This is a genomic window from Nocardia acididurans (assembly GCF_016741815.1).
Classification (GTDB): Bacteria; Actinomycetota; Actinomycetes; order Mycobacteriales; family Mycobacteriaceae; genus Nocardia; species Nocardia acididurans.
The window spans coordinates 636999-651839 of the sequence record NZ_JAERRJ010000002.1; the positions used below are offsets into that span (position 1 = coordinate 636999).

Annotated in this window: 13 protein-coding genes; 9 read left to right on the forward strand and 4 right to left on the reverse strand. The window is 67.2% G+C overall.

Annotated elements, in window-relative coordinates:
• Nucleotides 1-64 precede the first annotated feature (64 nt).
• Nucleotides 65-1342 carry an RNA-guided endonuclease InsQ/TnpB family protein gene (locus JK358_RS07325; protein WP_504739703.1) on the forward strand — a complete coding sequence of 426 codons (1278 nt, stop codon included), beginning with the start codon at nt 65-67 and terminating at the stop codon, nt 1340-1342.
• Entirely contained in the window at nt 1339-2349 is a 1011-nt protein-coding gene (locus tag JK358_RS07330) for a Gfo/Idh/MocA family protein (RefSeq protein WP_201945024.1), read from the forward strand. Before JK358_RS07325 ends, JK358_RS07330 begins: the two co-directional genes overlap by 4 nt.
• 5 nt (nt 2350-2354) lie before the next feature.
• On the opposite strand, the gene JK358_RS07335 is transcribed toward JK358_RS07330, so the two are convergent.
• The gene (locus JK358_RS07335) at nt 2355-2972 is read right to left on the reverse strand and encodes a LysE/ArgO family amino acid transporter (protein ID WP_307817358.1); all 618 of its coding nucleotides are present in this window, start codon (nt 2970-2972) and stop codon (nt 2355-2357) included.
• A gap of 73 nt (nt 2973-3045) precedes the next feature.
• Here JK358_RS07335 and JK358_RS07340 point away from each other — a divergent pair, with 73 nt between their 5' ends.
• The 4 genes from JK358_RS07340 (at nt 3046) to JK358_RS07355 (ending at nt 6837) form a co-directional block, all read left to right on the forward strand.
• Complete coding sequence (locus JK358_RS07340; protein ID WP_201945026.1) at nt 3046-3924, forward strand: LysR family transcriptional regulator ArgP; 879 nt, start codon at nt 3046-3048, stop codon at nt 3922-3924.
• A gap of 83 nt (nt 3925-4007) precedes the next feature.
• Nucleotides 4008-5093, forward strand: a complete 1086-nt coding sequence (locus JK358_RS07345; protein WP_201945027.1) for an S-(hydroxymethyl)mycothiol dehydrogenase — start codon at nt 4008-4010, stop codon at nt 5091-5093.
• The gene (locus tag JK358_RS07350; protein WP_201945028.1) at nt 5093-5719 is read left to right on the forward strand and encodes an MBL fold metallo-hydrolase; all 627 of its coding nucleotides are present in this window, start codon (nt 5093-5095) and stop codon (nt 5717-5719) included. The genes JK358_RS07345 and JK358_RS07350 overlap by 1 nt, the downstream gene beginning before the upstream one ends.
• A 98-nt stretch (nt 5720-5817) precedes the next feature.
• Nucleotides 5818-6837, forward strand: coding sequence for an alpha/beta hydrolase (locus JK358_RS07355; protein ID WP_201945029.1), 1020 nt, complete (start codon nt 5818-5820; stop codon nt 6835-6837).
• A 74-nt stretch (nt 6838-6911) separates the two neighbouring features.
• On the opposite strand, the gene JK358_RS07360 is transcribed toward JK358_RS07355, so the two are convergent.
• On the reverse strand, nt 6912-8012 hold the full coding sequence (locus JK358_RS07360; RefSeq protein WP_201945030.1) for a glutamate--cysteine ligase 2: 1101 nt from the start codon (nt 8010-8012) through the stop codon (nt 6912-6914).
• A 104-nt stretch (nt 8013-8116) separates the two neighbouring features.
• Here JK358_RS07360 and JK358_RS07365 point away from each other — a divergent pair, with 104 nt between their 5' ends.
• From JK358_RS07365 to JK358_RS07375, 3 genes are all read left to right on the forward strand, one after another.
• Nucleotides 8117-8452 carry a TfoX/Sxy family protein gene (locus tag JK358_RS07365; RefSeq protein WP_201945031.1) on the forward strand — a complete coding sequence of 112 codons (336 nt, stop codon included), beginning with the start codon at nt 8117-8119 and terminating at the stop codon, nt 8450-8452.
• A 403-nt stretch (nt 8453-8855) separates the two neighbouring features.
• Nucleotides 8856-10301 (forward strand): ABC1 kinase family protein, encoded by a 1446-nt coding sequence (locus tag JK358_RS07370; RefSeq protein WP_201945032.1) that lies wholly within the window; start codon nt 8856-8858, stop codon nt 10299-10301.
• A gap of 318 nt (nt 10302-10619) precedes the next feature.
• Nucleotides 10620-11102 (forward strand): nitroreductase/quinone reductase family protein, encoded by a 483-nt coding sequence (locus JK358_RS07375; protein ID WP_201945033.1) that lies wholly within the window; start codon nt 10620-10622, stop codon nt 11100-11102.
• 7 nt (nt 11103-11109) lie between these two features.
• On the opposite strand, the gene JK358_RS07380 is transcribed toward JK358_RS07375, so the two are convergent.
• Nucleotides 11110-12450 (reverse strand): ABC1 kinase family protein, encoded by a 1341-nt coding sequence (locus tag JK358_RS07380; RefSeq protein WP_307817359.1) that lies wholly within the window; start codon nt 12448-12450, stop codon nt 11110-11112.
• A gap of 113 nt (nt 12451-12563) precedes the next feature.
• Nucleotides 12564-14747 carry an MMPL family transporter gene (locus JK358_RS07385; RefSeq protein WP_201945034.1) on the reverse strand — a complete coding sequence of 728 codons (2184 nt, stop codon included), beginning with the start codon at nt 14745-14747 and terminating at the stop codon, nt 12564-12566.
• Nucleotides 14748-14841 lie beyond the last annotated feature (94 nt).

Consider the following 14841-nt stretch of genomic DNA (forward strand, 5'->3'; position numbering starts at 1 on the left):
GCTACAGGCTCACGCTACAAGCAATCACCAGCGCCTTACATGCTAATTGGCTATCATGTGAGCCGTGACTGTGCCTGTGAAGCGGGCGTTCAGGTACCGCTTCTACCCGACACCCGCGCAAACCGCTGAGCTCGAGCGCACATTCGGTTGCGTGCGCAAGGTCTACAACCTCGCGTTGGACGCGCGCTCGCGCGCTTGGCAGCAGGGTCGTCGAGTCAACTACGTCGAGACCTCGGCACTGCTGACCGAATGGAAAAGGTCTGAGGAACTGGCCTACCTGACAGAGGTGTCGTCGGTTCCCCTGCAACAGGCACTTCGACATCTGCAAACGGCATTCGCCAACTTCTGGAACAAACAGGCTCGGTATCCTCGACTCAAGTCGAGGAAGAAGTCCCGCGCATCGGCTGAATACACCCGTTCCGCGTTCCGTTACTGCGACAGCAGGTTGATCCTGGCTAAGATGAGCGAACCACTCGACATCGTATGGTCACGGCCTCTACCAGAAGGCGTTGCGCCATCGACCATTACGGTCACCAGAGACTCTGCCAACCGCTGGTTCGTATCCATTTTGTGCGAAGACGCCCGCGTGCAGCCACTGGCGCAGGCAAACTCGGCAGTCGGCATCGATGCGGGTCTAGACCATCTGGTCACGCTATCCACTGGGGAGAAGGTCGCCAACCCACGTCACGAACGCAAAGACCGCAGGCGCCTGGCGAACGCTCAGCGCAAACTGGCACGGAAGCAAAAAGGTTCAGCCAACCGCCATAAGGCGCGCACGAAAGTGGCGCGCATTCATGCCCGTATCGCCGATCGTCGACTCGATCATCTCCACAAACTCACAACTCGACTCGTGCGTGAGAACCAAACGCTCGTGATCGAAGATCTGTGTGTGCGCAACATGATCAAGAATCCGAGCCTGGCTCGTGCGATCAGCGATGCAGCATGGACAAGGCTACGAAACATGTTGGAATACAAGGCAGCCTGGTACGGACGCGAAGTCATCGCGATCGACAGGTGGTACCCGTCGTCGAAGCTTTGTTCCTCGTGTGGCGCCCTGCAAGAGAGGTTGCCGCTCGAAATGCGCGTTTGGACGTGCTGCTGCGGAGTGGTTCATGACCGCGATGTCAACGCGGCACGCAATATTCTGGCCGCTGGACGAGCGGTGTCCGTCTGTGGAGACGGTGTAAGACCTCAACGGAGCACTCCGGGCGGGCAATCGTCTGCGAAGCAGAAAACCCTGATCGCGATGTCAGGAACCTCCGGCTTGCCCGGAGCAACGTCAACGGCACTTCCCAGACCCAACGCCGAACATGCCGCCCGAATCGGTTGGGCGACAGCATGAACGCGATCCGAGTGGGCCTGGCCGGCACCGGCCGCATCGGCGGCTTCCACGCCGAAACCCTGAAATCCCTGCCCTGGGTGGACGCGGTGGTCGTCACCGACGCCGATGCCGCCCGCGCCCGCGCCACCGCCGACAAACTCGACGTGGAATTCGCCCCGGATCTGGCGGCGCTGTTCGCCGCCGACATCAGCGGGCTGGTGATCACCACGGCCACCGATTCGCATCCCGAACTCATCACCGCCGCCGTGGATCGCGGCATCCCGGTGTTCTGTGAGAAGCCCATCGCGGCCGATATCGCGGGCACCCTGGACGTGGTCCGGCATGTCATGAATTCGACTGTGCCCGTACAGATCGGCTTCCAGCGCCGCTTCGACGCCGGTTACCGCGCCGCACGCCGGGCCGTCGCCTCGGGCGAACTCGGCTGGGTGCACACGCTGCGCGCCACCACCCTCGACCCGGCTCCCCCACCGGCGGAATACATTCCGCGTTCCGGCGGCCTGTTCCGCGATTGCGGCGTGCACGATTTCGACATCATCCGCTGGGTCACCGGCCGCGAGGTCACCGAGGTGTACGCGACCGGGGCCAATCGCGGCGAGCAGTTCTTCGCCGAGGCCGGCGACGTGGACACCGCGGCGGTGATCCTGCGCCTGGATGACGGCGCGCTGGCCACGGTTTCGCTCACCCGCTACAACGGCGCGGGCTACGACGTCCGCCTCGAAGTGCTCGGCTCCCTGGGCAATGCCGTTGTGGGACTGGATGATCGGGCTCCGCTGCACTCCGTGGAGCCCGAGCACCCGGCGTCACCCCTGCCCGCGTACCCGGGCTTCCTCGACCGCTTCCACGGCGCGTATGTCGAAGAACTGGCCACCTTCGTGGGTGTGGCGAGCGGCGGCATGGTGAACCCCTGTCCGCCCGGCGAGGCCCTCGAGGCGTTCTACATCGCCGAAGCCTGCGAACTGTCCCGCCGCGAGGGCCGTCCGGTCAAGGTGTCCGACGTCCGGCGCTGACGGCTTCAGCTCACCAGCAGACCGATGGCGAGAGCGGTCATCACCAGCGCGATGATCGAATCCAGGACGCGCCAGGCCACCGGCCGGGCGAACCACGGAGCCAGCAGGCGCGCGCCGAAACCCAGTGCCACGAACCAGAGAATGCTGCCCACCATGGCCCCCGCGGCCAGGAACCAGCGGTCCGGCGCGGCGTAGGTGCTGGCGAAGGAGCCGAGCAGGACCATGGTGTCGAGGTAGGCGTGCGGGTTGAGCCAGGTGACGGCGAGGCAGGTCGCGATGGCCGCGCCCAGCGCGATCGGGGTGCCGCCGCCCGCGGTCAGCGCCGAGGCGGAGAAGGCGCGTTTCGCGGCGAGGAAGGCGTAGCCGAGGAGGAAGGCGACGCCCGCGTACTTGGCGACCGTCATGACCATGGGGGCCGCCCGCGTGATCGCCCCGAATCCGGCGACGCCGATGGCGATGAGCGCGATATCGGACACCGCGCAGACCGCCACCACCGGCAGGACATGCTCGCGTCGGATGCCCTGCCGTAGGACGAAGGCGTTTTGCGCGCCGATCGCCACGATGAGAGAGAGTCCGAAGCCGAGTCCTGAAATGGCCGCCAGGGCCGCCGATGATGCGTTCACTCCTAGAACGCTAGGTCGGTCGACCAGAACCAGACAAGCTAAACATTTTGACGCACCCTTAACATCTCTAATCATGGACATTCAGCTGGATCAGCTGCGCGCGCTCGACGCCGCCGTCACCGAGGGCACCTTCGAGGCCGCCGCGCGGCGGTTGAACGTCACGCCCTCGGCGGTGAGCCAGCGCATCAAAGCGCTCGAGGACTCGGCCGGGCGGATTCTGGTGCAGCGCACCAAACCGGTGCAGCCGACCGAATCCGGGCTGGCGGTGCTGCGGCTGGCCCGGCAGGTCGCGCTGCTCACCAGCGACACCGCCCGCGAACTCGGCGACGCGCACGATCCCACCGACCAACCGGTGCGCATCCCCATCGCCGTCAACGCCGACTCCCTGCAGACCTGGGTCATGCCCGCGCTGGGCCGGGCCGCCGCGGGCGTGAACTTCGAAATCCATCGCGAGGACGAGGAGCACACCACCCAGCTGCTGCGCGACGGCACCGTCATGGCGGCCATCACCTCGACCGCCGCGCCCGTCCAGGGCTGTTCGGTCCGCCGCCTCGGCGCGATGCGCTATCGCCCCATGGCCGCACCGGAATTCGCGCGCACCTGGTTCCCGGACGGGCCCACGGCCGCGGCGTTCGCGGTCGCCCCGGTCATCCTGTTCGACCGCAAGGACGACCTCCAGTTCCACCTCATGCGGCAGTTCACCCGCAACACCCTCGACCAGCCCCGCCACTACATCCCGTCCTCCTTCGGCTTCGTCGAGGCCATCCGGCTGGGCCTGGGCTGGGGCATGGTGCCCGACCTCCAGCGGCGACCCGACGACACCCTGGTCCCGCTCGACGACAAGACCGTCGTCGACGTGCCCCTCTACTGGCAGCAGTGGAAACTCGACTCCCCCACCCTGAGCCGCGTCGCCGCCACCATCGCCGAAGCCGCCGCCGCGGCCCTGCGCTGAATTCCGGATCGACGGGATTGCCTCGCGACCGGACCGGGTCGGGTGCCATAGTCGAGGGACCGAGAGTCGAGGAAGGAACCACGTTGTCCCAGATTGTGCGCGGCGTCATCGCACGCTCCAAGAACGCTCCCGTCGAGGTCACCGAGATCGTCATCCCGGATCCGGGGCCGGGCGAGGCCGTGGTCGCGGTGCAGGCGTGCGGGGTGTGCCACACCGATCTGCACTACCGCGAGGGCGGCATCAACGACGAGTTCCCGTTCCTGCTCGGCCATGAGGCCGCGGGCATCGTGGAGGCGGTCGGCGAGGGCGTCACCGATGTCGAGCCCGGCGATTTCGTCATCCTGAACTGGCGGGCCGTCTGCGGTTCCTGTCGCGCCTGCCGCAAGGGCAAGCCGTGGTACTGCTTCTCGACTTTCAATGCGTCGCAACCGATGACGCTCACCGACGGCACCCCGCTCACGCCCGCGCTGGGCATCGGAGCGTTCGCGGAGAAGACGCTCGTGCACGCCGGGCAGTGCACCAAGGTGGATCCGACCGCCTCCCCCGCCGCGGCGGGCCTGCTGGGCTGCGGCATCATGGCCGGCCTCGGCGCGGCCGTGAACACCGGCGGCGTGAGCCGGGGTGACAGCGTGGCCGTGATCGGTTGCGGCGGTGTCGGAAACGCGGCCATCGCGGGCGCGAAGCTGGCGGGCGCGACCACCATCATCGCGGTCGACATCGACGAGCGGAAGCTGGAGTGGGCCACCGGATTCGGCGCCACCCACACCGTCAACTCGGCCAAAGACGATGCGGTGGAGCGGATTCAGGATCTCACCGACGGTTTCGGCGCGGACGTGGTGATCGACGCGGTGGGCCGCCCGGAGACCTGGAAGCAGGCCTTCTACGGCCGTGACCTGGCGGGCACCGTGGTGCTGGTCGGCGTCCCGACCCCGGATATGACGCTCGAGATGCCGCTCATCGACTTCTTCTCGCGCGGTGGATCGCTGAAGTCCTCGTGGTACGGCGACTGCCTGCCCTCGCGCGACTTCCCCTACCTCATCGAGCTCTACAAGCAGGGCCGCTTCGACCTGGATGCCTTTGTCACCGAGACCATTTCGCTGACCGACGTGGAGGCCGCCTTCACCAAGATGCATCACGGCGAGGTGCTGCGCTCGGTGGTGGTGCTCTAGTGGCGCGCATCGACCACACGGTCACCTCCGGCACCTTCAGCCTGGACGGGCAGACCTTCGAGGTCGACAACAATGTGTGGGTGGTCGGCGACGAGCGCGAATGCGTGATCATCGACGCCCCGCACGATGTCGAGCGGATTCTCGCGGTGGTCGGCGACCGCCGGGTCCGGGCGATCCTGGCCACCCACGCGCACGACGACCACATTCGCGTCGCGCCGCAATTGGCAAGCGCCACAGGGGCTCCCGTGCTGCTGCATCCCGACGATCTGGTGGTCTGGCGGCTCACGCATCCCGAGGTGGATCCCGACGGCGAGCTCGCCGACAAGCAGATCATCGAGATCGCGGGCACCGCGCTGCGGGTGCTGCACACGCCGGGCCACGCACCGGGCGCGTGCTGCTTCCACGCGCCCGACCTGGACACGGTCTTCACCGGAGACACGCTGTTCCAGGGCGGTCCCGGCGCCACCGGTCGCTCCTACTCCGACTTCGGCACCATCGTCGGCTCGATCGCGGATCGCCTGCTCACACTGCCCGCCGACACCAGAGTGCTCACCGGGCACGGTGATTCGACGACCATCGGGGCCGAGGCCCCGCACCTGGACGAATGGCGTCGGCGCGGCCACTGAGTAACACAGACGCTTGGTTCGGAGACATACCCGCTGGCAAGATCACTCCGAACGATGACGGGGCCATGGGGGCCCGAGGAAATGGAACCGGCTGATCGATGAAGTTCTCTGCAATTCGTAATGTCGCCGCCCTGCGGGGCGCGGCCATTGCGCTCACCACCGTGCTGTCGGTGTCCCTGTTCGGCAGTGCCGCCTCGGCCGCTCCGGAGAAAGCCTCCCAGATCACCGATGTCACCAAAGAGGGCCGCACCTGGCATCTGAAGGTGTACTCGGCGGCGATGCACCAGGAGATCACCGTCGACGTGCAGCGTCCGGTCGACGAGTCGCAGCCCGCGCCGAACCTGTGGATGCTCAACGGCCTCGACGGCGGTCTGGGCACGGCCAGCTGGAAGGTCCAGACCAACGCGCTGGAGTTCCTTTCCACCAAGCAGGTCAATGTCATTCAGCCGGTGGGCGGTTTCGCCTCCTACTACACCGACTGGCAGAAGACCGATCCCAAGCTCGGCGTCAACAAGTGGAAGACCTTCTTCACCGAGGAGCTGCCGCCGCTGCTCGACGAGAAGCTCGGCTCCACCGGGCTCAACGCACTGGCCGGCACCTCCATGGCCGGCACCTCGGTGCTGCAGCTGGCCGAGGCCAAGCCCGGTCTGTGGAAGTCCGTGGCCGCCTACAGCGGCTGCGCGCAGATCGCCGATCCGGCGGGCAAGCAGTTCGTCAAGTTCTCCGTCGAGATGTGGGGCGGCGGCAAGGTCGAGAACATGTACGGCCCCGACAACGACCCGGCCTGGGCCGCGAACGATCCGGTCATCAATGCCGAGAAACTGCGCGGCACCAACCTCTACGTGTTCAGCGGCAGCGGTATCCCGATGATGCAGGACGTGCAGTGGTACCTGAACAACGCGCCCGGCGTCACCGGCGCGTTGAATCTGACCCTCGGCATGCTCATCGAGGCGGCGGTCAACGCCTGCACCGCCAATCTGAAGAACAAGCTCGACACGCTGGGCATCCCCGCAACCTACAACTTCAACCCGGTCGGCACGCACTACTGGCCGTACTGGGAGCAGTCGCTGCAGGAGTCCTGGCCGATCCTGGCCGCGGGTATGGAGATCCCCGCCTGAGGTTCCCCGGCTGAGCGGAACCCCGCCCGCCACGGCCCGACGGCTGTGGCGGGCTCTTTTTTGCCGACACATCGTCAGCGGCAGGTCGACACGGTGGCTTCGGCGAGTTCGCCTACCACATCGGATAATTCGTTCCGGGCGCGAAAAGCGTTGAGCTGTCGGCGCGCTCCGTTGCCGCGAGCGAGCAGCGCGGTGATGGCGTCGGTGACGAAGCCGAAGTCGCCGAGTTCCTCCAGGGCCGGTTCGATGCGATCCACGAGCCGGGAGAGCAGATCGGGGACGGGAATCATGCCGCCGCGCAAGGGATCCACCGCTTCCCCGTCGATGCCCTCGTGGGCGGCCTTCCAATACGCCGCGCGCAGTGTGTCTTCCGCGATGACCGGGATATCGGCGCCGTCGGCGGTGGCCCGGCGGGCGGTCATGACCGCGGCCCGCACCAGGGTGGCGAGCAGCGCGGTCTCCTCGACCGTGGCGGGGACGTCGCTGACCCGGATCTCGACCGTAGGGAACGTAATCGACGGGCGCACATCCCAATACACCATCTTGCGGTCGAGGATGACGCCGTGCGAGAGCATGGATTCGACGCGGGCATCGTACTGCTGCACCGAGTCGAAATGCGGGGGCGGCCCGGCACTGGGCCAGCGCCGCCAGAGGATGTTTCGCCAACTGGCATAACCGGTTTCGTCCCCGCGATAGATGGCGGAGTTGGCGGTCAGCGCCAGCAGCAGCGGCAGCCAGGGGCGCAGGAAATTGCTGACCTGAAGCGCCACTTCACGATCCGGGACGGCGACGTGCACATGGCAGCCGCACAGGCCCTGTTCGTGGGCCAGCCGGCCGAAGCGGTCGGCGATGCGGGCGTAGCGCGGTGTGCCGGTGATCGGCAGTTGGGCATGCGCTGTCGGCGGCACCGCGACGGCCAGCAGCAACGCATCGTTCTTCTCGGCGGAGGCGGCCGCGCCACGGCGGAGTTCCCGCAGTTCGCGCAGCAGATCGGCCGTATTCGTGTGCACACGGGTGCAGGTTTCGACCTGGCACCGCGTGATCTCCAACTGCATGTCCATGCCGAAATCCGCCGCCGTGCGGGCGACGTCGGCATTTCTGCCGACGGGCGCGCCGGTGCGCGGGTCCACGAGGAGGAACTCCTCTTCGACACCTACCGTCGGTGGGGCGTCCACTGTTCCTGTGTACCTCAGATCGGCGCATCCGACACCTGCCGGAATGGTTTGTTTGGCTTGGCAGTGACCGATTTCTGTCGGTGACCGGGCGCACAATGACGGCTATGGCATATGACGAGAAGCTGGCCGAGCGGATCCGGGACGCCCTCGGGCCCGCCGTGGCCGAGGTGGTCGAAAAGAAGATGTTCGGTGGCCTGGCCTTCCTGGTCGGCGGCAATATGGCCGTCGCGGCCAGCGGCAAGGGCGGCCTGCTGGTCCGCACGGATCCGGAGAATCACGCGCACCTGCTGCACCCGCCGGCCGTGGAGACCATGGTCATGGGCGGCCGCGAGGCACGCGGCTGGCTGCGCGTCACCGCCGACGCGGTGGCCGACGACGCGGCGCTGGACGAGTGGGTGGAACGCGGCGTGGCCTACGCCCGCACCCTCCCACCCAAATGAGCCATACCGTTCGGCAAATGCTGCGCACTGCCGTCCGCAGCTGTGCCTGCGCCCACTGAAAGTGCCGGTGCCGCAAGCATTTCGCGTACCAGCTTCACCGACCCGTCTTCCCCGTCGAACTCGCCCTGCACGCCCTCGTCATCCATCCGGAGTGGCCGTACCTGCCGACGGTCGCGGCCCTGACCCTGGTGGACGGTCAGACCAGGGCGCTGGGCCCGGCCGCCCGCCGGCTCGCCGCCCGGCAGGCCTGATACACATGCACAAACGCGCCGCCGAATATTTGTGCCTACACCGGAAATCCGGCCAGGTCCGCCACCTTCCTACGATCGCGTAACCAACCGGTACGGCTGTGGCATGCTTGATCGGGCGCAACAGGTGTGGGTCGCGCCGAAGGGGATGATCGATGAGCATTCGGCGCGCGCGCTGGAAGACCGGTGACACCGGGGGAAATCCTCCTGCCCGCACACTGGTTCGCAATGCCAAACTCGCCGCGCTGCCGGTCGCCTTCGCGGGCCGCCAGATGGCCGGAGCCGGTAAACGCGCCCTGGGCCGTCCGGCCGCCGAGATCGATCGCGAGATCCAACTGCGCACCGCCCAGCACATTTTCGAAGTGCTCGGCGAATTGAAGGGCTGCGCCGCCAAACTCGGGCAGGTACTGGCCGTCTACGAGCTGGCGCTGCCACCGGATCTGGCCGAACCGTATCGAATCGCGTTGAGCCGCTTGCAGAATGCCATGCCGCCCATGCTGCCCGGCACCGTGCACCAGGTGCTCACCGGCGCGTTCGGCACCAACTGGCGTCACCATTTCCGGGAGTTCGACGACCGGCGGCACGCGTCGGCCACCATCGGTCAGGTGCATCGCGCGGTCTGGCACGACGGCCGGCCGGTGGCGGTGAAGGTCATGTACCCGGGCGCGCGGGCGGCGGTGCTCAGTGATCTGGAGCAACTGCGCCGGATCGCGCCGCTGGCTTCGGTTTTCATGCCGTGCTCGGATGCGCGGGCCCTGGTCGACGAGCTGGCGCGGGCGGTGCGCGCCGAACTCGACTACGCGGCCGAGGCGCACAATCAGCACGCCTACGCCATCGCCTACGCCGACGACCCGGACTTCCGGGTGCCGCGGGTACTGGCCCAGCACGGCGATGTGATCGTGAGCGAATGGCTCGACGGCATTCCGCTGACCCGGGTGATCACCTCGGGCGCCGAGATCGAGCGCGACCGGGTGGGCCTGCTGGCGCTGCGGTTCGTCTGGGGCTCGCCCACCCGCACCGGAACCCTCTACGGCGACCCGCATCCCGGCAATTTCCTGGTGCAGCCGGACGGCCGGCTGGGCGTCGTGGACTTCGGCGCGTGCCTGCCCTGGCCGCCGCCGCATTTCGGCCCGATGCTCTACGACGGGGCCGATGCCCTGCTCAACGGCGACCGGGAAGATTTCGACGCCGCGGTGCGCCGCTACGGATTCGTGGGCCGCGACCGGACTTTCGACGTCGATGCCCTCATGGCCGTGATCGACCCGTATCTGGAGATCCTGCGGCACGACATCTATCGGGTGGACAGCGCCTGGCTGCGCCGGATGGTGCTCATGAGCGTGAATCCGAGTCTGAACAATGTCGGCAGGCAGCTCACCATGCCCGACGGCTACGTACCCATCTGGCGCAGTCTGATCGGCCTGGTCGGGATGTGCGCGCAACTGGGCGTGACGGGTCCGATCCGCGATGAAATCCTGCGCTGGTCACCGGAATTGACGGCGGTGATGGCCCGCTACCGGGAGCGCACCGGCGGCCCGGCCGATCTGCACGCCGCACGGCTGCGCCGGGCCGGGCGCATCGGCCGGGATTTCGCGGCGGGTTGATTCATGCGAGCCGAGGGTTTGTCCACCATGATCGATGCCGTGTCCGGTTCCGTCATGGCGCATCCCGCGGTGACGCGTCATCGTGTCCGGACGCGCTGTTCTGCCCGTCTACCTCCGGTGAGGAGTTGAATCACCGTGCGCCCCTGGACCATTCCGGTACTCACCACCAGCTTCGTGCTGAGCTGCACGGCGGTGCTGATCATCATCGCCCCGCACACCTCCTCTTGATTGCTGTCCCAGACAAACCTAGGCTGAGGGTGCTCTCGGAAACCAGCCGGCCGCTTCGCCGCTCGCACGGCTCGATCGATCGCAGGCATCATGTCGCAGCACGCACCGGGCACACCGGTTCGCCCACCGCTCTACCAATCCGGCAAATCGCTGATCTGGCACGGCGCCAATCTGCTCAATGTGGTGACCTTCCCGCTGTTCCATCTGACCCGGGGCAGACTGCGATTCCTGCACATCCACATGCTCGAACTGGTGACCACCGGGCGGCGCACCGGCCTGCGGCGCACGGTGCTGATGCCGTCGCTGCTCAAACGCGGTGACAGCTATGCCATTGTCGGCACGTACGGCGGCGGCACGGCGAATCCGGCCTGGTACCACAATATTCTGGCCGATCCCCGGGTCGAGGTGACGGTGGGCGGGGCCACGGTGCCGATGACGGCCCGGGTCGCCGCCGGTGCGGAACGCGCGAAACTGCTGCGGCAGATCACCTTCCGCTCCGGCGGGGTGTATCCGACGGGCTACCGGTTACTCACCTCGCGCGAGATACCGGTGGTGGTGCTCGACCCGCGCTGAGCGGTCGTCAGCCGGCCGCCTCGGTGCGGTCGCCGAAGCCCGGCAGCCATGTCGCGACCAGATCCAGGAACGGCCCCTCGGCGTCGAGCTGGGCACAGATTCCGACGATGCCGCCGAAAACCCGCCCCAGCATGGCGTATTCGGGCCGATCCTCCGGCGCCCGCATACCGCGCGCGTTGGTGAGCGAGATGTTCGCCGGATCCAGTGCGCGGGCCACATCCTCCTGCAGCAGGGCGCGGCTGAAATGGAAACGGCTGCCGTCGATCTGGGCCACCACGGGGGCGACGCGGCGCTGGATGGGCCCCAGCTCGATGGGTGCGCCGGGTTTCACGAAGCCCTCCTCGCGCAGCACCTGTTCCAGTCGCGGGTAGTCCTCGGCGAGTACCGCGTGCGCCATTCGCCCCACGGCGGTGGGGATTCCGTGCGGCATATCGGTGCACGCGCCGAAATCGATGACGCCCAAACGATTGTCGGGTCGCAGCTGGAAGTTCCCGGGATGCGGGTCGCTGTGCAGGCAGCCCACCCGCGCCGGGGAGGACAGCGCGAATTCGGCGAGCAGCAGTCCGGCGCGATTGCGGTCGGCGCGGCTGCCGGAGGCGATGACCCGCGAAAGCGGTACGCCCTCCATCCATTCGGTGACCATGACCTTGGGCGCGGCGGCCACCACGCGCGGGACGAAGAACCGGGCGTCACCGGCGAGGGCCTTGGCGAAGCGCCGCTGATAGGCGGCCTCGAGGCGATAGTCGAGTTCGTCCTCGGTGCGGGCCAGGAATTCCTCGATGAGCTGGCGGGCATTGGTCCCCGCGAGCAGTGTGTCGAACGCGCCCGAGAACATCTGCAGCATGGTGAGATCCGCGCGCAGGGATTCCTCGGCCTCGGGATACTGCACCTTGACCGCGACCTCGCGCCCGTCGTGCCAGACGGCCTTGTGCACCTGCCCGATGCTCGCGGCCGCGATCGGGTTGTCGTCGAATTGCTGGAAACGCCCGCGCCATTGGGTGCCGAGCTGCCGGTCCAGCATGCGGTGGGTGTCGGCGGCGGGCATGGGCGGGGCTTCCTGCTGCAATCGCACCAGGGCATCGCGGAAGTGGTCGGCGAAGCGCGGCGGCACCGCGGCCTCGGCGACGCTGAGGGCCTGTCCGAGTTTCATGGCGCCGCCCTTGAGTTCGCCGAGGACGGCGAAGACCTGGTCGGCGGCATGGTCGAGCATCTCGTCGGTGATGGTGCCGCGCTCGGCGCCGGAGAGGAGTCCGCGGCCGGTGGCGACCACCCGCTGCGCCATCAGGGTCGCGGGGATACTGGCCACCTTGGCCATGCGGGTGATGCCTTTTCGTCTGAGTCCGGCCACGTTGCCGTTCCTTTCACTGGCGCGCGAATCCGCTGATCTCGCCCGACACCCCCGTCTCAGACAGAATAGGCGAGTTTTCCGGCGGGGTCGATCACGCGCAGGTCAAGGCTGGTTCAGTGGGTCTTGGCGAGCCGATCCTCATCCTCGAGGCTGATCTCGCCGAGTCCGATGCGGCGCTGCACGCGGGTCATCCACCGCGGGGCCCACCAGCACCATTCGCCGAGCAGTTTCATGGTGGCGGGCACCAGCACCATGCGCAGGATGGTGGCGTCGATGATCAGCGCGGCGATCATGCCGTAGGCGATGTACTGCATCATCACCAGGTCGGAGAAGGCGAATGCGCCGGTCACCACCAGCAGGATGAGTGCGGCGGCGGTGATGATGCGCCCGGTCTGCACGGTGCCGACGCGGATGGCCTCCTCGGTGGTCGCGCCGCGCGCCCGCGCTTCGACCATGCGCGACACCAGGAATACCTCGTAGTCGATGGACAATCCGTACACCACGGCGATGATGACCACGAGGATGAGCACCTGCCCCGGCTGCGGGGTGAAGTTCAGCAGGTCGGCGCCGTGGCCCTCGATGAAGATCCAGGTGACGATGCCCATGGTCGACCCCAGCCCCAGCCCGCTCATGAGCGCGGCCTTGATGGGCAGGATCAGCGATCCGAAGGTCAGGAACATGAGCAGCGTGCTCACCAGCAGCACGAACGCGATCATGAACGGCATACGCACCAGCAGTGCGTCGATACTGTCCTTCTGCAGTGCGGGCACCCCGCCGACCAGCACCCTGGTCCCCTCGGGGATCTCCAGTGAGCGCAGGTACTCGATGGTGGCCCCGGCGTCGTTGATGTCCTCGACGGGTGCGGTCATGCGGCGCACATCCGGGTCGACGGATGAGCGCGCCGGCACCCCGAACGCCCCGGCCAGCCCCGGCGCGGCATTGGCCTGCTGCCAGATCGATCCGACGGTCGCCGAATTCTCGGTGATGATCATGACTTCGATCGGGTCGGATTTGCGCAGCGGGAAGTACTCGTCGATCTGCTGCTGGGCCACCCGGGTCGGATTGTCCGGCGGCAGGTACTTCTCGCTGTAGGCGCCGAACACCAGATTCCGGATGGGCAGGATGAGCAGCAGCAGCCCGAGCACCACCGGCACGGCCACGCGCACCGGATTGCGCATGACGAATCGCACTGTGCGGCCCAGGAATCCGTTGTCGAGCTGTTCCGGGGTCTTGGTGCGACGGAAGCGGCGCAGGCCCAGCAGGTCCACGCGCGGGCCGAGAATCGCCAGGACCGCGGGCAGCACGGTGATGGAGGTGAGCGCCGCCATGGTGACGGTGGCGATCCCGCCGTAGGCGATGGACTTCAGGAAGCCCTGCGGAAACAGCAGCAGCCCACCGAGACTCACCGCGATCATGGTGGCGGAGAAGACGACGGTGCGCCCGGCTGTCATCACCGATCGCCGGACCGCCGTGCGGGTGTCGTATCCGGCGGCGAGTTCCTCGCGGAAGCGGCTCACGATGAACAGCCCGTAGTCGATGGCGAGGCCCAGCCCGATCATCGAAACCACCGGCGAGACGAAGGAATTCACCTCGGTGAAGTTGGTGACGAAGCGGACGATGCCGAATGCGCCGAAGATGGTGAGCAGTCCGATGAGCAGCGGCAGCGCCGCGGCGACCACGCCGCCGAAGATGAAGAACAGCAGGATGCCCACCACCGGCACGGCCAGCAGTTCCATCCGGTGCAGGTCGTCGGCGACGGTGTCGTTGAGCGCGCCCGCGACCGGCTGCATCCCGCCGACCTTGACGTCCACGCCCGGAATCGCGAAGGCGTCCTTGACTTCGGTGTAGCTGCGCTGCATGTCGCCATCGCCCTCACCGCGGAGGGCGATGGTCGCGACGGCGCGTTTCTTGTCCTCGGTGGCCGCGAGTTTGACGGGCTGCTGGCCGTCCTCGAGCGGCCAGTAGCTGATATTGATGCCGCGGATGGCATTCGGATGGTCGTCGCGCACGGATTTCAGGCTGTCGACGACCGCGGCGCTGAACGCCGGATCGTCGACGGTCTTGCCCTCGGGTGCGGTGTAGAGCACCACCACGTCGACCTCGTGGCCGCGGCCGAACGCCACGCCGGCGATCTCGCCGACCTCCATGGATTCGGAGTTGGGGTCGAACATGCCGCTGCTGCTCACATGGCTGTTCAGGCCGAGGCCGTAGCCGCCCAGGGCGAGCATGGCCGCGACGACCACGCCGATGACCGCGAATCGCAAGCGGCAGACCAGGTTCCCCCACCAGGCGAACATCTACCGACCTCCCGATCACTCCGCACGAACTTCCCAACCAACGTACCGACGAGTAATGGATTACGCTCCTGCGGCAGCGATCACATCTTTTGTG